Source organism: Enterococcus songbeiensis (assembly GCF_005405265.1).
In the GTDB taxonomy this organism is placed as follows: Bacteria; Bacillota; Bacilli; order Lactobacillales; family Enterococcaceae; genus Enterococcus_C; species Enterococcus_C songbeiensis.
Window position 1 is genome coordinate 45,599 of record NZ_BJDS01000012.1, and the last position, 21,226, is coordinate 66,824.

Genomic DNA, 21,226 nt, shown 5'->3' on the forward strand with positions numbered 1-21,226 from the left:
TTTCCTCCTACTCAGACGCCTTTAATTCTAAAATGGTATCCCGTAATGTTGCAGCCGTCTCAAAATCTAACGCTTTGGCTGCGTCCTTCATTTCTTTTTCTAACTTACTCAATAAAATGGCTTTTTCTTCTCTTGATAAATCTTCAAAAGAAGTCGTTTCATAAGCTTCATCTTCTTCAGCCACTTTGGTGATTGAAATCAGATCGCGAATTTCTTTAATAATCGTCTTAGGGACGATGCCGTGTTCTTCATTATACTTTTGTTGAATCGAACGACGGCGTGCTGTTTCATCAATTGCTCGCTGCATCGAATCCGTCATTTTATCCGCGTACATAATAACTTTCCCATCGGAATTTCGGGCTGCCCGTCCAATCGTTTGGACTAAAGAACGCTCACTACGCAAGAAGCCTTCTTTATCGGCATCTAAAATCGCAACCAAAGAAACTTCTGGTACGTCCAGACCTTCCCGCAATAGGTTGATTCCGATAAGAACGTCAAATTCCCCTAATCGCAAATCGCGAATGATTTCCGTTCGTTCCAACGTTTTGATATCACTGTGAAGATATTTAACCTTGATTCCTAATTCTTTTAAGTAATCTGTCAAGTCCTCTGACATTTTTTTCGTCAAAGTCGTCACAAAGACGCGCTGGTTCTTTTCAGACCGAGCATTGATTTCTCCAACCAAATCATCAATCTGTCCCATAATCGGACGGACTTCGATAACTGGATCAAGCAAACCAGTCGGACGAATAATTTGTTGAATGACGGTATCTGTTTGTTCTGCTTCATAAGGACCCGGTGTTGCCGAAACATACACAATCTGATTGACATGTTCTTCAAATTCCTCCAAACGCAAAGGACGATTATCCAATGCAGAAGGCAAACGAAAACCATAATCCACCAACATTTGTTTTCTCGCCCGGTCACCATTATACATGCCGCGCACCTGCGGCATCGTTACGTGAGATTCATCTACAACTAATAAAAAATCATCTGGGAAGAAATCGATTAATGTATATGGAGGTTCTCCTTCTTTTCTGCCATCCATATGTCGGGAATAATTTTCAATTCCAGAGGTATACCCCATTTCTCGCAGCATCTCTAAATCATAATTTGTCCGCTGCTCCAAGCGTTGTGCTTCCAATAATTTATTTTCACTTCGTAGGACCTCCAAGCGATCCTTTAATTCGGCTTGAATAGACGCAATCCCGTGTTCTAAATAATCTTCATTGGTAACAAAGTGAGTTGCCGGAAAAATCGAAACATGTTCTGTTTCTGATAAAATTTCACCGGTCAATGCATCCACTTCACGGATTCGATCGATTTCATCACCAAAAAATTCGATTCGTAATGCCCGTTCATCACGAGATGCGGGGAAAATCTCCACCACGTCTCCACGGACACGAAAACGCCCCCGCTGAAAATCAATGTCATTCCGTTCGAATTGGATATCGATCAAATTACGTAACAGCCGATCACGAGAAATCTCCATACCGACCCGTAAAGAAACTACTTGCTTCTGGTATTCGACTGGTGAACCCAAACCAAAAATACAGGACACAGATGCCACAACGATTACATCATTGCGTTCTAACAAAGCACTGGTCGCCGAGTGACGCAATTTGTCAATTTCATCATTGACACTAGAATCTTTTTCAATATAAGTATCACTGGATGGAACATAAGCTTCCGGTTGATAGTAATCATAATAACTAACAAAATATTCCACCGCGTTGTTTGGGAAAAATTCTTTGAACTCACCATACAACTGCCCAGCCAATGTTTTATTGTGGGCAATGATCAACGTCGGCTTGTTCACTTCTTTGATCAAATTCGAAATGGTATAAGTTTTTCCGGTTCCGGTCGCTCCTAATAAAATCTGGGCTTTCTTCCCTTCAACCACACCTTCAACCAATTCTCTAATGGCTTCCGGCTGATCCCCGGCAGGCTGATATTTTGAGACTAATTCAAATTTATGGGAGGTTTCTCTCTCAATCATCTAACATCCTCCTTTATTCCTTCATATTAAAAGCAAAGAAAATAAACACATTTCTCACTGCGCTATATTATATCATAGCGAACATACTTTCGCTAGTTTTCTGACTGAATCTCGCTTTTCCAAATGTAAGATTTCTTCACATTCGTTGTTAGCATTCTTGGTATTTTTTTATTTATTCCTTACTTTCTCTTGTTTAAGAGCGCTTTAACCCGTATAATATCCTCATATTCAAAAAAATAGGAGGATACGAAATGAAGAAACGAACACTTCTGCTCTTGTTGGCAGCATTAATGGTAGGTCTCTTTACACTAGGCGGAAAAGAATCGGTCGAAGCTGCCGAGAAAACCTATAAAATCGGAACCGATCTCACATTTGCGCCCTTCGAGTTCCAAAATGAAAACAATGAATATGTCGGTATTGATATCGACTTATTAAATGAAATTGCAAAAGATCAAAATTTTTCAGTCGATTTGCGACCGTTGGGCTTTGACAGCTCTATCCAAGGCGTCCAATCCAACCAACTAGACGGGATGATTGCCGGGATGAGTATTACTGACGAACGGAAAGAGTCCTTTGACTTTTCCGAACCTTACTTTGATAGTGGCATCCAAATGGCCGTTCGTGCAGACGAAGAATCTATCACCGATTATGATGGACTAAAAGGAAAAACTGTCGGTGCAAAAGTCGGCACAGAAAGCGCCACTTTTTTAGAAGAGAATAAAGAGACCTATGGATTCAAAGTAAAAGTTTATGATGCAGCAGACGGGCTCTATGGCGCATTACGCAACAATACCGTACAGGCAATTTTTGATGACTACCCTGTGTTAGGTTATGCTATTTCAAATGGCGAAGAATTCAAACTCATCGGCGAACCGGAACAAGGAAATTCTTATGGTTTTGCAGTAAAAAAAGGTGAAAACAGTGAGCTCTTAGAAAAATTCAACAACGGCTTAAAAAAACTTAAAGAAAACGGCCGCTATGACGAAATTGTTGCAACCTATATCGCAACAGAAAGCGGAGACGATTCCGCTACAATGAAAAAAGTTGAACCAAAAAAAGAAGAATACATTATCGCAAGTGATTCCGCTTTTGCCCCTTTCGAATTTAAAAATGAAGAAAATGAATATGTCGGTATCGATGTCGACTTAATGAAACGAGCGGCTGAATTACAAGGCTTCAACATTAAATTTAATTTTATCGGCTTTTCCGGTGCATTACAGGCGCTTGAAGGCAATCAAGCAGACGGCATGATTGCCGGGATGAGCATTACTGATGAACGGAAGGAGTCCTTTGATTTTTCTACCCCCTATTTCGAAAGCGGAATTCAAGTCGCTGTAAAAGAGGGCAATAAATCAATCAAATCTTATGATGATTTAAAAGACAAAAAAGTTGGCGCAAAAATCGGTACGGAAAGCGCAGATTTTCTTGAAGCAAACAAAGATAACTACGGCTACGCAATAAAACTGTACGATGCGGCGGATCAGCTTTACGAATCCGTGAAAGGCGGACAAATTGATGCTATGATGGACGATTATCCAGTTATCGGCTACGCCATCAGCAATGGGCAAAAATTAGCAACTCCTATCAAACGCGAATCTGGTGGTGAATATGGTTTCGCAGTAAAAAAAGGGCAAAATCCTGAATTACTTGAAATGTTTAATGAAGGAATTGCCGAAATGAAACGAACCGGCGAATACGAAGATATCCTCGCAAAATATATTTCAGATGGCGCCGCTCCTGTAAAAAAAGCCAATGAAAAAACGATTTTCGGATTATTAGAAAATAACTGGAAAGTCTTACTGGAAGGGCTCGGAAAAACGATTGCATTGGCCTTGATTTCCTTTGCTCTAGCTCTAGTGATTGGGATTATTTTCGGACTGTTCAGCGTTGCACCAATCAGAGCTTTGCGGACTTTTGCTTCCATATACGTCGATATCATTCGCGGTATCCCAATGATGGTTCTGGCGTTCTTCATCTTTTTCGGGCTGTCGGATGCAATCGGCATTACGATTCCTGATTTTGCAGCAGGCGTCATCACCCTAACCTTGAATGCAAGCGCCTATATCGCTGAAATTGTTCGTGGCGGTATCAACGCTGTCCCCGTTGGACAGATGGAAGCCTCCCGCAGTCTCGGCATGCCTTACACTCGCACCATGCAAAAGATCATTTTACCGCAAGCAATCAAAATTATGATTCCTTCCTTCGTCAATCAGTTCGTTATTTCGTTGAAGGACACGACCATTATCTCCGTCATCGGCGTGGTAGAACTATTGCAAACAGGAAAAATCATCGTTGCACGAACTTCACAAAGTACCAATGTTTATCTGATTATCGCGGTCATGTACTTGATCGTCATCACGTCACTGACAAAATTGGCAAAAGTTTTAGAAAAGAAGGTGAAATAAGATGGCAGAAAAAATCTTAGTGGAACATCTTGTTAAAAAATATGGTGACAATACCGTGTTAAATGATATCAGTATCTCAATTAAAGAAGGTGATGTTGTCTGTGTCATCGGTCCGTCTGGTTCCGGAAAAAGCACCTTTTTACGTTGTTTGAACCGTTTAGAGGAACCAACCAGTGGAGATATCGTCATTGATGGTGCTCATTTAATGGATAAGAATACCAATATCAATCTTATTCGGCAACATATCGGTATGGTTTTTCAACATTTTAACCTTTTCCCCCATTTGACCGTTTTAGAAAATATTGTTTTAGCACCAATGGATCTTAAGAAAAACAATCGTAGCGAAGCGGAGAAAAAAGCGCTGGAATTATTGGATACCGTTGGACTAGCAGATAAAAAGGATATGTATCCTGATAAATTATCTGGCGGTCAAAAACAGCGAGTCGCTATCGCTCGTGCTTTGGCAATGAACCCTGATGTTATGTTATTTGATGAACCTACCTCTGCTCTGGATCCAGAAATGGTCGGCGATGTGTTGAACGTAATGAAAAAATTAGCAAAACAAGGCATGACAATGGTTATCGTCACCCATGAAATGGGCTTCGCCAAAGAAGTAGCTAATCGTGTTCTCTTTTGTGACGAAGGAAAATTCTTGGAAGATGGAACACCAGACCAACTGTTCAATGCTCCTAAGAACGAACGAACCAAAGATTTTCTGGACAAAGTTCTAAATATTTAATCTTTCTTGTGAAAGTCGGTTAATCCCTGACTTTCACAGTTTTTTTTGCAAAAAAATAAGTAGAAACAACGCCAAACAGTCGTCATTTCTACTTATTTTTTATGAACAGGAAGTCGATTGATTACCTACTTCTTTTTTCCGCTGAAGGCGTCTTTCATTTTATCAAAAAAACCTTCTGCCTGCTGTTCACTAATTTTTGTACCACTAGCTTCCGCAAAGCTACGCAATGCGTCTTTTTGCGCATCATTCAGATTTTTTGGTGTAATGATTTTAACGCGGACTTGTTGATCGCCATTGCCACCACCACGTAAACGAGGTGCACCTTTTCCACGAAGACGGAAATTAGTTCCCGTTTGTGTACCAGCTGGAATTTTCAGCTTCACATCTCCATGAACAGTCGGCACATTGATTTCATCGCCAAGTGCTGCTTGGACAAAGTTTAATGGCAATTCATAGTAAATCTCCGCACCATCCCGATCGAAGATATCACTTTCTTCAACTCGGAAAACAACATAAAGATCCCCATAAGGTCCACCGTTTTGTCCGGCTTCCCCTTGATTTGCCAAACGCATTTGTTGCCCATCTTCTACCCCTGCAGGTACATTGACTTTCACTTCATGGGCTTTCTTTTCGTGTCCAGCACCGTGACAAGTTGGACATGGTTCTTTGATTTCTTTCCCAGTACCATGACAGACATCACAGGTTTGACGACTCATTACACGACCAAGAGGCGTTTGTCGTTCCACATTGATTGAACCAGAACCATGACACTTATGACAGGTTTCTGGCTGGGTACCGGGTTTCGCTCCGTTACCGCCACATGTATGACAGGTTTCTTCCCGATTGTACTTGATCGGTTTCTCCACACCAAAAATTGCTTCTTCAAACTTCAAGTTGATCGAATACTGCAAATCGGCTCCTTGTCGGGGCGCATTGGGATCAGCCGAACGACCACCGCCACCGCCGCCAAAAAACGATTCAAAGATATCTTCAAATCCACCAAAACCGCCACCGGAAAAGCCACCATAATTACCGCCGCCAAATCCACCGTAGCCGCCACCGCCACCATAATTAGGATCTGTACCAGCGTGTCCATATTGATCATACGCTGCTCTTTTTTGCGGATCGCTCAGAATTTCATAGGCTTCGGAAATTTCTTTGAATTTATCTTCTGCATCAGCCTCTTTGTTAATATCCGGATGATACTTTTTGGAAAGCTTGCGGTATGCCTTTTTAATTTCATCATCCGAAGCCCCTTTTTGCAATCCCAGGACTTCGTAATAATCTCGTTTTGTTGCCATAGGCTTCCCTCCACATTTCTTGTTTTAACCACTTGTGTATTTTATCATATTTCTGTCATAAGCCAAATCATTCTTAACAAATCATAAGAAAAAGCCAAAGGATGACTTTGGCTTTTTCTTAGCGAGTTACTTATTTGTCATCGCCGTCTACTTCTTCAAAATCAGCATCGACAACATCATCTGCGCCGCCTTGCGCTTCTTCTGGATTTTCTTGCGCTTGTTGTTGCGCTGCTTGTTCGTACAATTTAACCGTTAAGTTTTGTACGATTTCGTTTAATGCATCTCGTTTTGTTTTCATTTCTTCGATGTTATTTGCTTCAACTGCAGCTTTCAGTTCATCCCGAGCATCTTCCGCTTTCTTCACTTCTTCTGCATCTACTTTGCCTTCTAGATCTTTCAATGTTTTATCAACAGTGAATAACAACGCATCTACATCATTACGAAGATCTACTTCTTCTTTGCGGGCTTTATCTGCTTCAGCATTTGCTTCAGCATCTTTCACCATGCGATCGATTTCTTCATCTGAAAGACCTGAAGAAGATTTGATGGTGATTTTTTGTTCTTTTTGTGTTCCCAAATCTTTAGCAGAAACATTCACGATACCGTTCTTATCGATATCAAAAGTTACTTCGATTTGTGGAATTCCACGAGGTGCTGGTGGAATATCCGTCAATTGGAATCTTCCTAATGTTTTGTTATCAGAAGCCATTGGACGTTCCCCTTGCAGTACATGGATATCTACGGCAGGTTGATTGTCTGCTGCTGTTGAGAAGACTTGTGATTTACTTGTAGGAATCGTTGTGTTACGGTCAATTAATTTTGTAAAGACACTACCCATTGTTTCGATACCTAATGAAAGTGGTGTAACATCTAACAAGACTACATCTTTGACGTCCCCAGTGATAACTCCACCTTGGATTGCAGCACCCATCGCAACAACTTCATCAGGGTTTACAGATTTATTTGGTTCTTTGCCAGTTTCTTTACGAACAGCATCAACAACTGCAGGAATCCGGGTTGAACCACCGACTAAAATCACTTCATCTACTTCAGATTGTGATAAACCAGCATCTTTCAAAGCTTGACGTACTGGAATTTTTGTCCGTTCAACAAGATCACTTGTTAATTCATCAAATTTCGCACGAGTCAAAGTCATTTCCAAATGCAAAGGACCAGCGTCTCCGGCTGTAATAAATGGCAAGCTGATTTGCGTGCTTGTTACACCTGACAAATCTTTTTTCGCTTTTTCAGCGGCATCTTTCAACCGTTGCAACGCCATTTTGTCTTTTCCTAAATCAATACCGTTTTCTTTCTTAAATTCAGCAACCATATGATCGATGATTTTGTTATCAAAGTCATCCCCACCAAGATGATTGTCACCGGCTGTAGATAATACATCAAACACACCGTCACCTAATTCAAGGATTGATACGTCAAAAGTACCACCACCAAGGTCAAATACTAAGATTTTTTCTTCTTTGTCTGTTTTATCCAAACCATAAGCTAATGCTGCTGCTGTTGGTTCATTAACAATCCGTTCTACTTCTAAACCTGCGATTTTACCAGCATCTTTCGTTGCTTGACGTTGCGCATCATTGAAGTATGCAGGAACTGTAATAACTGCTTTTTCAACTTTTTCACCTAGATAATCTTCAGCAAAACCTTTGATGTATTGTAAAATCATAGCTGAGATTTCTTGTGGTGTATAAGATTTCCCTTCGGCTTCTACTTTATAACCTGCTTCACCAATATGACGTTTGATAGAAGAAATCGTATGAGGATTTGTTACAGCTTGACGTTTTGCTACTTCACCTACTTGGATTTCACCATTTTTGAAAGAAACAACAGAAGGTGTTGTGCGGTTTCCTTCTGGATTTGCAATAATTTTTGCTTCGCCGCCTTCAAGAACAGCGACTGCTGAGTTTGTTGTACCTAAGTCGATACCGATAATTTTACTCATGTAAAAAACACTCCTTTAAAATAGTATACTACTAATATTTTTTTATTATTGGGCTACGATAACCATGCTTGGTCGCAAGACGCGGTCATGCAGCTTATATCCTTTTTGTAAAACTTCAACGATTGTATCTGTTGCTACATCGTCACCGGCTGGAATCGTTTGAACGGCCTGATGAACATTAGGATCAAACATTTCACCAGCTGCGGGAATTTCTTCAATCCCTTCTTCTTTCAAAGCAAAACGAATTCCTTCTAGAACCATGTCGACACCTTTTTTCAAATTTGCACCTTGGTCATCGGATACTTCCGCCGCCATTGCACGTTCCAAATTATCGATTGCCGGCAAAAGTTTCTTCGCCAAATCTTGCGAACGATATTTTTGTAATTGTTCCCGTTCATTGCGATTTCGAGTGGTAATATTTGCGATTTCCGCCCGCGCTCTCAAAAACTGATCTTCTAATTCATTGTTTTTTGCTTGCAACACTTCAAGTTCTGTCGGAGCTTCTGATTCAGTATCATCAGCTTCAATTTCTTCAGTGATCGCTGCTTCAATTTCTGTTTCTAGTTCTTTTTCCAATTCTTTTTCAGACACTTGACTAACTTCCTTTCTCTATTAGATTGTTTCGCTTTTTACTTTTACTAACTAAACGAATCTAGTGATCGATAATAGTCAGCCAATTTTGATGCGAGTTCTTGACGAAAAACGTCAATCAACGCAAAAATTTTTGAATATTGCATACTCGTAGGACCCAAAAGCGCAATCGTGCCGCGGCCATGACCAGAAATATCATAACTTGCTTGGACTAAACTCATATTTTGCAGCAAGTCAATGCCAAGCTCATCACCAATTCGAATCTGGATGGTTCCATTTGGCGGAATCAATAGCTGATTCAACTCCTCGGGATCTTTCATAAAAGAATAAATCGTTTTGAACTGATCCACATCCGGCTTAGGACCGAAATCCAAAAGGTTCATCCGTCCGCCGACAAAGATTTTTTCTTCGAAAGCGTTACTCAGCAACGAATCAAATAGATCAAGAATCCCTTCAGTTGTTTGAAAATACTTATGCAAAATCATAGGAATTTCTGTTCGCAAGCGATGATATACCGTAATCAACGGTTCACCGATCAATTTATCATTGATGATCCGCACCATTTTCTCTAAATCTTCTCCACTAATGGAGCGGGGAATCGTAAAGACCTGACTTTCAACGTTACCTTTATCTGTCACGATAATCGCAATGATTTGGCGATCGTTCAAGGGAACGATGCGAAAACCCGTTAAACGTCGTTCCTTCATATCTGGACCTAGTGAAAGTGCTGTGTAACTGGTCAGACTGGATAGGATATCCGCAGACTGTTGGATGATTTCATTAATTTCATGAAACTCTCTACCAAAAGACTGTTGAATAAGTTGCATTTCTGATTTTTCGACTTTGTCCGGTCGTAAAAGATGATCAACATAATAACGATAGCCTGTCATCGAAGGAACTCGCCCGGAAGAAGAATGTGTTTTTTGAAGAAAGCCATATTCTTCTAATGCCTTCATCTCGTTGCGAATCGTTGCAGAGCTTGCATCAATTCCTTCTTCCATCAGTTTTTTAGAACCGACTGGATGACCCGTTTGCGTGTAATTTTGAACAATGAGACGCAAAATATCCTGTTGCCGTTGTGTCAACATAATCTATCACCTCTCATTAGCACTCTTTACTTATAAGTGCTAATACGAGTATAAATATACCACACTCCACTTATTTGTCAAGAATTTTTCACCACTTTTTAGCACTCTATCATGCCGAGTGCTAATTATTTTAGAAAAATTTAAAAAGAAAAAAGAGTCCTAGTTAGAACTCTTCAATAAAAACTTTTCAAATACTTCATTACCGATAAATAACCCAGTTTTTGTCAAACGGACGGTATCCTTTTCTTCCAGCAGCCAACCTTTTTCTTTCAGCTCCGGCAACACTGATCCATAAATATCATGAAAATCGACATTAAATTTTTGGCGGAAGTTTTGCTTGGAAATACCTTCCAGTTTTCTTAGACCTAAAAATAATTCCTCTTCCATCTGATTTTCCTTTGTTAAAAATTCTTCTTCATAAATAGGAAGCTTTCCCTTTCGCAAAGGTTCCAAATAATGTTGGATTGGTCCATAATTTTTGTATCTGCGATTACCCAAGTAGCCGCTAGCTCCCGCACCAAACCCAAAATAATTTTCGTTGTTCCAATAAACCAGATTATGCTGAGATTCTTTTCCAGACTCAGCAAAGTTACTGATCTCGTATTGATGACGTCCGCGTTTTTCCATTTGTTCGATTGCTTCTTCAAACATTTGACTTTCAACTTCTTGATCCGGCAATTCGATTCTTCCTTGCCGCACCCAATTCATGAACATGGTTTTATTTTCCAAAATTAAGGAATACAAAGAATAGTGAGGTAAATCAAAATCCAATGCTCGATGTAACGTATCTCTGAAACTTTCCAATGTTTGTCCCGGTAACGCATAGATTAAATCGATAGACACATTATCAAACTGCTCTTTTTTTAACAAGTCAATCGTTTGGTAAACATCAGCTGCCGAGTGCTTACGACCAATTTTTTTTAATAATTGGTCATCAAATGTTTGGACGCCCATTGATAAACGACCAATTCCGTAATTTTTCATAACCCGCAATTTATCCTGAGTCAGATCGCCCGGATTGGCTTCAATAGTGAATTCTTTTACCTTCTCCATCGGAAACAAGTCCGTGACGCCTTGCAACAATCGATCCAATTGCTTTGCGGATAAAGAAGTTGGCGTTCCTCCACCAATGTAGATTGTTTTTGACTCTTCCGTTTTTTGTTGCTCCAATGTCAATTGGATTTCCTTCAACAGCATTTCGATGTATTCATCGACTGGCTGCCCTTCCAGGAATACCTTATTAAAGTCACAGTAATAACAGATATGTTCACAAAATGGGATGTGAATGTAGGCTGAAATGCTGGTATTACCTGGTTTATCTATATTTTTCATTTTGTTATTTCCTCTCAAAAGGCCTGTCCGCTTCTTTAATACCTTTCATTTAGCTATAAATTGAAGCGTTGCACTTCATTCTATCATAGGCTATAAAAACTTAACATATTCTTTTCAAGAGCAATTACTAAATGAAGTTACGATAAAGCAACTTTTATTGAGGAAAATACTTATTTCTTCTATACTAGTAAGTTTATTTACACCACCAAAACTCGTAAGTTACCCCTCTGTCAATCTCTCATATTTTCTCAGGGTCAAAGGAACAAAAAGTAATAATAAAAGACCTAACCAAATCAGTGCGGTCTGGAGATTGTGGATTATTAACTCATTCATTAACAAACCTCGAATTGATTCTGTAATTGGAGTGAAAGGAGAAATTTCTGCTAACCGGCGTAAAAATTTTGGTAATGTTTCTAATGGGACAAACCCGCTACTCAAATAGGGCATAAACAGCAAAATCATCGGAAAAGCTGCCGCTGCTTCCGTTCCAACAGTGAGCCCAACAAAAAAGCTGATCCAGATCAGTACTGCCGCAAATAACAGCACAAAGAATAGCAAGAAAAAACCAGTTAAAAAAGTAATCTGAGTGCTAAATCCAAGCAAGATGCCCACTATGACCACTAGAAATACGGCAATAAGATTTTTTAGAAGATTAATGGTTAGTTCCCCCCATAAAACCGAAGATTGGGTAATATTCATTGTTTTGAAGCGATTCAAAATCCCTCTTTGTTTCATCGTAGACATGGCAACCGCCGCTCCTGCCGATACTTGCCCGATTCCTAAAACAATGATTCCGGGCAAGATATAATCGATATAATTCCCACTACGGTCAATTGCACCTCCAAAAATAAAAACAAAGGACAATAAAATCAGAACAGGCAAAAAAATTGTAGTAATCAACCCATCCAAATTACGGGAATTGAGCTTCCAGCTTCTCCTACTCATAACCGTCAAATCATGAAACCATTGCATGGCTGCTACCTCCTTTAGTTACTTCCAAATAAACATCTTCCAACGTTGGTTCCAATAATTGAACATCACTTACCACAATTTCATGGTCTGCTAATTTTGAAAACAATGAAGTCAATTTTTGAACTTTTTCTACTGCCAAAATCTCTAACTTATTTTCTGGTAAGAGAGCGATTTTTTCTCCGATTAAAACCAATTGTGCTTTTTGGAAGTCCTTTTCGTTTGAAAACTGTAAATGAATCTTACTTTCTGGCAATTGCTTTTTAAGTGTTTGAATCGATCCATCAGCAATAATTTTTCCTTGACTCATGATTGTCACATAGTCAGCCAATATCTCAGCTTCTTCCAAATACTGAGTGGTAAGAAAAATCGTCATTCCCGATTTTTTTGCCAAATCAGCAATCAGTTTCCAAATTTTCCGACGATTTGCAGGATCGATTCCAGTCGTTGGCTCGTCCAAAAACAACACTTTTGGATCTCCCAAAAGACTTGCTGCAATATCCAATCGGCGTTTCATCCCGCCAGAATACTGACTGACTTTTCTATCAGCAGCTTGTTCCAATTGAAATTGTTTTAATAGTTCCATAGCTTTTTTTCTCGCTGTCTTCTTCGGTAACGAATGGAGTTGCCCAAGAATTTCTAGATTTTCCCGCCCAGTCAGTTCTTCATCCAGTGCTGCAAATTGTCCTGTCACACTGATTTGACTGCGGATTTCCTTTCGTGAAGCCTTGATTCCTTCGTAAAAAATTTCTCCTGCTGTTGGTTTTAACAAACCGGTAAGCAAATGAATCGTGGTCGTTTTTCCCGCCCCATTTTCTCCTAATAACGCAAAGATCTTACCAGTAGCCACCTGAAAATTAATTGCGTCCACTGACAAAAAATTCATAGGCTATTTATTTTTGCAATAAAAAACTTAAAAAGATGCTGATATCCGGTAATTGATAGTCCTCTTCAAAAATCGTTGCCATTAGTCCTACTCCCTGAGCGCTACTGATAAAAAACATCGCCAACATTTGCGGATCACTAGCAACAAATTGCTTTTTTTCCTGACCACGAATAATCAATTGTTTCAATGCCGCAATTAGCTCCTTATCCATCGCAATCAATTCCTTCAAGCCGTTATTCGGTTCTGTATTGGGGAAAATCGATTGCGTAACCAATAAAAATAAATCACTTGTGGTTCGATCCACCGCGATTCCTTTCAACATTTCCTCTGTTGCCCCCGTTAAAATACTTCGTGGATCACCTTCTGCTTGAAACAGGTGTTTCAAATTTCTTAAGCCCTCAATGGCTTCACTCATTATGGCATCGAACAAGGCCTGCTTGGAAGGAAAATAACGATATGCCAACCCTGTGCTGACACCTGCCTCTTCGGCAATTGCCTGCATTGTCGTATTCGCAAAAGAATGTTTTGCAAATAAAGTAACCGCGGCATAGCGAATTTTATCTCTCGTTTGTTTTCGCATCGCTTCAAAGCGCTCTGTTTGTTTACTCACGAAATTCCCCCCTGTTCTTTTTTATTCGATATAAATTTATTATAAGAGACTTTGTGAGAGAATTCAATTTGCGGAGAGTTGCTCCCTTAATCTGCAAACGTTTCCTCTTATTACTGCTTTTTCTAAAACGTCACAAAGACTGACTGGACAATAATTTTGCTGATCAGCCCTAGGTTTAGCCCGCGGCGTCCTAATAGCTTTTTAAAATATGGGCTGCATTTTCTGCCGTTTCGCCGAAGAGAAAATCAATCACATTCTCATGATTGAAATGTGTATCCGCAATAAAATATTTCACTCCGCTTTCTCCTCAGCGCATCTCACTTTGTAAGTCTGTATAATTAGTGATTTTCCCTTCCAGACGCTCTAAAGTTTCTCCCATTTCTTGGTATTTCTTTTTTAATTGCTCTCTTTCTTCAATCAAAATTTGTTTTCTGGCTTCTAGCGTTGCAGCTCCCTGTTGATAAAGTGTTGTATATTCAATCAAAGATTCCACCGTCAATCCAGCACTGCGCATGCATTTGATGAAATCAATCCATTGCAAATCTTCTTCTGAATAGTTCCGAACCCCGCCGTTTTTACGAGTGATTGGAGGAATTAAACCAATTCGCTCATAGTATCTGAGAGTGACTGGTGTTAATGCCATTTTTTCTGCTACTTTGGAAATGTTCATTTTTTGTCTCCTTGCTTTTTGTCTTTACACTATTTATCATTCATCGCATTCAATACATCAACTTTATAACTTGAACTCCAGGTTAAGTCAAACAGAACTTTTTTGCAATGCTTTGCGAAAAAAAACGACGATCAACAGGATTTCCTGCTAATCGTCCTTTGATTCAACTTATTCGTCTGCAAAATCATAGAGAACTGTCGAAAGATAGCGTTCGCCGTTATCAGCAACAATTGCTGCGACTTTCTTGCCGGCACCTAATTTTTTAGCCACTTCAATTGCACCGTAAATAGCTGCCCCTGCAGAAATTCCGACAAGAATCCCTTCTTGTGTTCCAACTTTCCGCGCAGTTTCCAAGGCGTTTTCACTAGATACAGGTAATACTTCTTGGTAGCTTTCTTCATTTAAAACTTTTGGCACAAAGCCGGTAGAAATCCCTTGAATTTTATGAGGACCCGCTTTGCCGCCAGATAAAACAGCAGATTCGGCCGCTTCCACCGCATAAACACGAACATTTGGCAAAGTTTCCTTCAAACTTTTGGCAACACCGGTAATCGTCCCACCAGTTCCAACGCCGGCAACAAACGCATCGAGTCCTGTTTCGGCGAATGCTGCAGCAAGTTCCTTACCAGTTGTTTGATAATGAATTTCTGGATTGGCTTCATTTTCAAATTGCAAAGGCAAAAACCAACCGTTTTCTTCTGCCAACTCTTTAGCCTTGGCAATCGCTCCGTTAATCCCTTCACTACCTGGTGTCAAAACTAATTTTGCACCGTATGCTTGGATCAATTTCCGACGTTCAATTGAGAAGGTTTCCGGTAAAACGATGACAACGTTATACCCTTTTGCCGCACCAACGAAGGATAAGCCAACGCCTGTATTGCCGGAAGTCGGTTCAACGATTGTTCCTCCGGGTTTTAATTTCCCCTCTTTTTCTGCTTTTTCGATCATTGCAAGGGCGATTCGATCCTTGACTGAACCAGCTGGGTTATAAAATTCTAGTTTAACATAGACATCTGCAGCACCTTCTGGAACGATTCGATTTAGTTTTACGACAGGTGTATCTCCGGTCAATTCTAAGATATTTTCAACGATTTTTGCCATTTGCATTCTCTCCTTTTTATCAGTACAACCGCTGTTCCTACAAAATAAAAAAACATCCTTCCATAAAAAGAAAGGACGATTGTCTCGTGTGACCACCTTTGTTCGCTGACTCTTCACAAAGTCAGCCTCCATAAGTATCTCAAAAAATTCAAACGAAATACTTGCGCGTATCTAACGGACGCTTTCCGTCGGCAGTTCGTTATTACTTGCTGTCGATTGCTCCAAGACCATTTTCCAAAGTTTCCCGCTGCTTATTCTCATTCTCCTAAGCTCTCTGTAAGTGTTCCGCTTTGTACTTATCTTTTCATGGCATTTCTTATTTTGTTGTTGTAATCATAGCGCAGAGAGTAGATTAATTCAATCTTTCACATGATAAGAAATAAAGCGGTGTGATAAATTTTTGTTATCATTAAAAAAAGAATCGGAGTAATTATCCTCCGATTCTGGTTTCTTATTTTTTAAAATATGCACGTGTTGCCGCTTCGTCTGCATGCAGTTGTTCGATCAGAGCTTCTGCCCCATCAAAAGCAACCTGTCCCCGTAACAGATGTAGCCAGCGGACACTGACCTGTTCCCCATAGATATCTTGATGAAAATCCAAAATATAGACTTCAACTGTTAATTCTCGTCCTTTGCCGAAGGTATCGTTATGGCCAATTGATCCCATTGCCGGATACCAACGATCGCCCACCTTCAATTCAGACACATAGACGCCTTCTTCGGGCAAACGGACAGTAGATTTGAACTTGATATTGGCTGTAGGAAATCCTAAAGTGCGTCCACGAGCATCCCCGTGCACGACTGTCCCTTCGATTTCATATGGATAGCCCAATAGTTTATTGACTTCATCCATATTTCCTTCTTCCAACAATTGACGAATACGAGTAGAACTGATTTTTTCTCCATCCTCAGTTTCTTTTGCTACTGTGACTACCTCAAAACGATTTTTAGCATATTCAGGAAGATGGGCTACATCAGCGATATCTCTCGGACCATAGGTATAATCAAAGCCGCTGACAGCAAATTTTCCATGAAGACCCACAATATATTGATCCACAAAGTCTTGTGGCTTTAATCCTGCAAACGCCGAAGTAAAATCAATCACATATAAATAATCGACGCCTAGATCAGCCATGATTCGTTCTTTTTGCGAAAGGCTAGTTAGGTAATGCATTTCAGCTGGATCGACCTTTTGGAAAACAATGGAAGGATGTTGATTAAATGTCATCACAGCTAACTTTAATCCTTGCTCCTCAGCGATTTTTTTTCCTTTCCGAATAACTTTCTGATGTCCTTTATGTACCCCATCAAAAAAGCCCAGAACTAAAACGACATCCCCTTCTGGAATTTGCTCTTTTGTATAAGGATGTCTAATCGTTATTATTTTCATCAAAATTCTCCGTTCATAATTAAGGTAACAAATTTACTACACAGAACCTATCAAGTAATCCTCCATCTACTACTCCGTACGAAACATTTTCCTCGGTTTTAGTTCTTCGGGATTCTTATTGTTCTTTTCATAGATTCCTACCACTTTTTCTTGATAAAACAGCGCAATCGGTTCCTGTGGCATTTCGGCTAATTGGAAAGCTGAAAAAGGCAGTCGCATCCCATTTTTTATTTTTTGCCACAATGCATCGGAAAGATCCACCCGTGGAAATTCCTTTACGCCATATTCAATTGGCAATAAATAGGCCTCTAATTGGTTTTGATCTACTAATTCCCGTACCTGTTGCAGGGTTACTGCTTGCGCTTTTGTAAATCCGCCACTAGCTATTCGTGTTAAGTCCGACATGTGGGCGGCTACCTGTAATTTTTTCCCCGTATCAACCGCTAACGTTCGCACGTAGGTTCCTTTGCCGCACCTCACTTGAAACCGCCAAGACTGGGTTCCATTTTCCCATACTGGCTCTGAGATTCGTTCAAAAGAAAAAATTTGGGCTTTGCGTTCAGGGCGTTCAACGATTTCTCCCGCTCGTGCATAGTCATATAACCGACGTCCGTTGACCTTGACCGCTGAAAACATCGGCGGTATCTGAGTGATTTCACCCGTCAAAGAAGCCATCGCTTCATCGATTGCTTTGTTTGAAAATGGTTGTTGGATGACTGTACGTTCAACAACCTCTCCTGAAGCATCCTCTGTCGTTGTTGCAAATCCAAGGGTAATTTCCCCTACATATGTTTTTCCCGACTCCATCAGAAATTCTACCATCTTTGTTCCTTTTCCGATACAAATCGGCAATACACCATCTACATCGGGATCCAGTGTACCACTATGCCCGATTTTTTTTGTATGTAAAATTTTTCGTAATTGAAAAACACAGTCATGACTCGTCATTCCCCGTTCTTTCCATAGAGGTAAAATTCCGTCCATGTCACACCTCACTTCTCCTATTCAACTGGATTATTATAGCACATTTCCCCAGAAGTTTATCATCTGTAAACTGAAAAAAGCGAAGGTATCTCAGTTCCCAAAAAGAGAGCTGAAATCCTTCGCTAGTTTTTTCATGAAATTCTTCTTTACTCTTTGTGCAGGTTGCGAATCATTTCATCGATCTTATTGCCATATTCGACAGATTCATCAAGTTCAAAAAAGATTTCCGGCGTTTTATAAAGGGTTAAGGTTTGTCCCAATTCATGACGAATCAAACCTGTTGCTTTTTCAAGCCCTTGCTGTGCCTTTTGTCTTTCAGAAGCTAATTCTGACAGTAAACTATAATAAATTGTCGCTTGTTGCAAATCACCTGTCACACGTACATCCGTAATAGTTACATCCTGTACCCGAGGATCACGGATTTTTTTTCGTAAGATTTGGTTTACTTCCCGTAGAATTTCTTGTGCTACTCTGCGATCACGATAATTGGCCATAGTCTTCGACCTCCTTTGTGATTAATCGTTTTTAATTTCTTCCATAACATATGCTTCGATAACATCATCTGCTTTGAGATCGTTGAATTTTTCGATCATTGCACCACATTCAAAGCCTAGCTTAACTTCCTTCACATCATCTTTGAAGCGTTTCAAGCTTGCTAATACACCTTCGTAAATCACGATGCCGTCGCGAATCACACGCACACCGCTGTCTCGACGAATAAATCCTTCTGTTACGTAACAACCAGCAATCGTTCCGACTTTGGAGACTTTATATGTTTCCCGGACAACCATTTGTCCTATGATTTTTTCTTCGAATTCTGGATCAAGCATTCCCTTCATCGCTGTTTCGATTTCTTCGATGGCTTTGTAAATGATCCGATGTAGACGAATGTCCACTTTTTCAGCATCTGCTTGTTGTTTTGCTTGTGGTGTCGGACGCACATTGAATCCAATGATAATCGCATTACTTGCTGCAGCCAGTGTCACATCGCTCTCATTGATGGCACCTACTGCTGAATGGACGATATTGATACGAACGCCTTCAACATCGATTTTTTGTAATGAGGCTGCCAATGCTTCGGCAGAACCTTGCACGTCTGCTTTAATGATAACATTAACGTCTTTCAATTCGCCTTCTTTTAGGCTTTCAAATAATGTATCCAGCGTTACCCGACTATTGGATGAGCGTTGTTCCATCAAGGCACGTTTGCCCCGTTCTTCCCCAGCTGCCCGAGCAGTTTTTTCATCTTCAAAGACAACGAAACGGTCTCCAGCTTGAGGTACATCATTCAATCCGGTAATTTCAACTGGTGTTGCTGGTCCAGCTGCTTTTTCCCGCCGACCGATATCATTGGTCATCACTCGAACACGTCCATAGGTATTTCCGACAACGATTGGATCACCAACATGCAGTGTTCCTTGTTGAACCAGTAAAGTAGAAACTGGTCCTTTTCCTTTATCTAATCGTGCTTCAATGACGGTCCCGATTGCCCGCTGTTTAGGATCTGCTTTCAAATCTTCAACTTCTGCAACTAAAACAATCATTTCCAACAATTCTTCGATATTTTGATCGAATTTTGCGGAGATTTCAACAAAAATCGTATCGCCACCCCAAGCTTCAGGGATCAGTTCATATTCGCTTAGTTCTTGCATAACATGTTGTGGATTAGCACCTGGTTTATCGATTTTATTGACTGCAACGATGATTGGAACTTTTGCTGCCTTCGCATGATTAATTGCTTCAATTGTTTGTGGCATCACACCATCATCTGCTGCAACTACTAAAATAGTAATATCAGTAATACTTGCTCCCCGTGCCCGCATGCTGGTAAAGGCCGCGTGTCCCGGTGTATCCAAGAAGGTAATAGGTTTGCCGTCGATATCAATTTGATAAGCACCAATATGCTGTGTAATTCCTCCGGCTTCACCACTGGTTACTCGTGAATGACGCAAGGTATCTAACAACGTTGTCTTACCGTGATCGACGTGTCCCATGATCGTTACAACTGGTGGACGTGGAACAAGATTTTCTTCATTCAATTCTTCTGGTTCAAAGAATTTGTCGATATCTGTGATATCCACTTGTACTTTTTCTTGTGCTTCCATGCCGTAGTCTGTCGCCAATAATTCAATCGTATCTTTATCCAACGGTTGATTTTGGTTGACCATAACACCCATCAAGAATAATTTTTTGATGATTTCGGCTGGCTCACGATGGATTTTTTTTGAAATTTCTGCTACGTTCATACCTTCTGTATATTCTAAAACATCTGGCAATTCACGGAATTTACGTGGTGGAACAGCAGGTTTTTGGGAAGTTTGTTGTTGACGGCCTTTCTTCCCTTTTTTATTAAATCGATTACGATTTTGATTGCCGAAATTGTTGCGGTTTTGGTTGTTGAAGTTTCCTTTGCCGCGGTTATTGTTCGTTGTTCGTTTTTGATCTTGTCCACCTTGTCCGCCGGCTTGTCCTCGAGCTTGATTCTGAGAAGCAGCTTGTGGACGTTGGTTGGTTGCTTGATTACGTTGTTCTGTTGGTTTTTGGTTTGTTTTTTGATTCATCTGTTTTCCTGACTGTGGTTGCTGTGATTGTGGACGACTTTGTCCCTGAGGTTTTTGACCTTGTGTTTGTGGTCTTTGTCCTTGGGTCTGTGGTCTCCCTTGATTTTGCGGTTTTTGACCTTGATTCTGTGGTCGTTGTGCTTGATTTTGCGGTCTTGCTTGATTTTGATTTTGTGGTTTTTGACCTTGTGTTTGTGGTCTTGTTGTCTGTTGTTTTGGTTTTTCTTGATTTGGTCGTTCTGCCTGGTTTACTCCTTGATTTGCAGGTTTAGCCGTGTCTTGACGATAAGGCTTGTTTCCCGCTGGACGGGCAGGTTTGTTACGATTTTGAAAATTCGGATTATTCCGCTGTGTTTGGAATTTTTTATGTTCAGGTTTTGCTTCTGGATTAGAAGGCTGGTTCGCTGGTTTTTGGGTTGCAGGTTGGCTATTTTCTTGTTGTCTATTTCCGGAGTTCGGTCTGTTTGACGCGCCTCCAGTCAATGTTTGGCGTAATTTTTTTTCTTCTCCATCCGAAATCGAACCCATATGGTTTTTGACATCAAATCCTAAAGATTGCGCCTTTTCAACAAGCTCTTTGCTTGATTTGTTCATTTCTTTTGCAAGTTCATAAATTCTTTTTTTACCCATGCAATCACCT

Annotated in this window: 17 protein-coding genes and 1 other annotated feature; of the genes, 2 read left to right on the top strand and 15 right to left on the bottom strand. The window is 40.3% G+C overall.

The features are described 5' to 3' along the window. Window positions 1-7 precede the first annotated feature (7 nt). Window positions 8-1,999, bottom strand: coding sequence for an excinuclease ABC subunit UvrB (gene uvrB / locus FFM66_RS07240; RefSeq protein ID WP_137605468.1), 1,992 nt, complete (start codon window positions 1,997-1,999; stop codon window positions 8-10). 251 nt (window positions 2,000-2,250) lie between these two features. Between uvrB and FFM66_RS07245 the strand changes: the two genes are divergently transcribed. Both FFM66_RS07245 and FFM66_RS07250 read left to right on the top strand, forming a co-directional pair. After that, window positions 2,251-4,404, top strand: coding sequence for an amino acid ABC transporter substrate-binding protein/permease (locus FFM66_RS07245; protein ID WP_137605469.1), 2,154 nt, complete (start codon window positions 2,251-2,253; stop codon window positions 4,402-4,404). 1 nt (window position 4,405) lies between these two features. After that, window positions 4,406-5,143, top strand: a complete 738-nt coding sequence (locus FFM66_RS07250) for an amino acid ABC transporter ATP-binding protein (RefSeq protein ID WP_048602993.1) — start codon at window positions 4,406-4,408, stop codon at window positions 5,141-5,143. Between the two features lie 125 nt (window positions 5,144-5,268). Here FFM66_RS07250 and dnaJ read toward each other — a convergent pair whose 3' ends face one another. The 14 genes from dnaJ to infB all read right to left on the bottom strand — a co-directional run bounded on the left by dnaJ (window position 5,269) and on the right by infB (window position 21,216). Beyond that, a complete protein-coding gene (gene dnaJ, locus FFM66_RS07255; RefSeq protein WP_137605470.1) occupies window positions 5,269-6,444 on the bottom strand; it encodes a molecular chaperone DnaJ in 1,176 nt (391 codons plus the stop codon). A gap of 130 nt (window positions 6,445-6,574) precedes the next feature. Further along, window positions 6,575-8,404, bottom strand: a complete 1,830-nt coding sequence (gene dnaK, locus FFM66_RS07260) for a molecular chaperone DnaK (RefSeq protein WP_048602995.1) — start codon at window positions 8,402-8,404, stop codon at window positions 6,575-6,577. Window positions 8,405-8,449: 45 nt separating this feature from the next. Continuing rightward, complete coding sequence (gene grpE / locus FFM66_RS07265; RefSeq protein WP_137605471.1) at window positions 8,450-8,995, bottom strand: nucleotide exchange factor GrpE; 546 nt, start codon at window positions 8,993-8,995, stop codon at window positions 8,450-8,452. Between the two features lie 47 nt (window positions 8,996-9,042). Beyond that, complete coding sequence (hrcA, locus tag FFM66_RS07270) at window positions 9,043-10,083, bottom strand: heat-inducible transcriptional repressor HrcA (protein WP_048602997.1); 1,041 nt, start codon at window positions 10,081-10,083, stop codon at window positions 9,043-9,045. A gap of 159 nt (window positions 10,084-10,242) precedes the next feature. Continuing rightward, on the bottom strand, window positions 10,243-11,415 hold the full coding sequence (gene hemW, locus FFM66_RS07275; RefSeq protein ID WP_137605472.1) for a radical SAM family heme chaperone HemW: 1,173 nt from the start codon (window positions 11,413-11,415) through the stop codon (window positions 10,243-10,245). 219 nt (window positions 11,416-11,634) lie between these two features. Then, window positions 11,635-12,387 (bottom strand): ABC transporter permease, encoded by a 753-nt coding sequence (locus tag FFM66_RS07280; protein ID WP_137605473.1) that lies wholly within the window; start codon window positions 12,385-12,387, stop codon window positions 11,635-11,637. Next, entirely contained in the window at window positions 12,371-13,255 is an 885-nt protein-coding gene (locus FFM66_RS07285; RefSeq protein ID WP_246038427.1) for an ATP-binding cassette domain-containing protein, read from the bottom strand. The genes FFM66_RS07280 and FFM66_RS07285 overlap by 17 nt, the downstream gene beginning before the upstream one ends. A gap of 22 nt (window positions 13,256-13,277) precedes the next feature. Beyond that, complete coding sequence (locus FFM66_RS07290) at window positions 13,278-13,880, bottom strand: TetR/AcrR family transcriptional regulator (RefSeq protein ID WP_137605475.1); 603 nt, start codon at window positions 13,878-13,880, stop codon at window positions 13,278-13,280. A gap of 307 nt (window positions 13,881-14,187) precedes the next feature. Beyond that, window positions 14,188-14,550, bottom strand: coding sequence for a MerR family transcriptional regulator (locus FFM66_RS07295; RefSeq protein ID WP_137605476.1), 363 nt, complete (start codon window positions 14,548-14,550; stop codon window positions 14,188-14,190). Window positions 14,551-14,718: 168 nt separating this feature from the next. Next, window positions 14,719-15,651: a cysteine synthase A gene (cysK, locus tag FFM66_RS07300; RefSeq protein ID WP_137605477.1), complete on the bottom strand. Its 933-nt coding sequence runs from the start codon at window positions 15,649-15,651 to the stop codon at window positions 14,719-14,721. Window positions 15,652-15,719: 68 nt separating this feature from the next. Next, window positions 15,720-15,968: a binding site (T-box leader), on the bottom strand. 134 nt (window positions 15,969-16,102) lie between these two features. Further along, window positions 16,103-17,041, bottom strand: a complete 939-nt coding sequence (ribF, locus tag FFM66_RS07305) for a riboflavin biosynthesis protein RibF (RefSeq protein ID WP_048603004.1) — start codon at window positions 17,039-17,041, stop codon at window positions 16,103-16,105. A gap of 69 nt (window positions 17,042-17,110) precedes the next feature. Beyond that, window positions 17,111-18,025 carry a tRNA pseudouridine(55) synthase TruB gene (gene truB, locus FFM66_RS07310; RefSeq protein WP_137605478.1) on the bottom strand — a complete coding sequence of 305 codons (915 nt, stop codon included), beginning with the start codon at window positions 18,023-18,025 and terminating at the stop codon, window positions 17,111-17,113. A gap of 146 nt (window positions 18,026-18,171) precedes the next feature. Then, window positions 18,172-18,519 carry a 30S ribosome-binding factor RbfA gene (gene rbfA, locus FFM66_RS07315; RefSeq protein ID WP_048603006.1) on the bottom strand — a complete coding sequence of 116 codons (348 nt, stop codon included), beginning with the start codon at window positions 18,517-18,519 and terminating at the stop codon, window positions 18,172-18,174. A 21-nt stretch (window positions 18,520-18,540) separates the two neighbouring features. Next, window positions 18,541-21,216: a translation initiation factor IF-2 gene (infB, locus tag FFM66_RS07320; RefSeq protein ID WP_137605479.1), complete on the bottom strand. Its 2,676-nt coding sequence runs from the start codon at window positions 21,214-21,216 to the stop codon at window positions 18,541-18,543. Window positions 21,217-21,226: the final 10 nt, after the last annotated feature.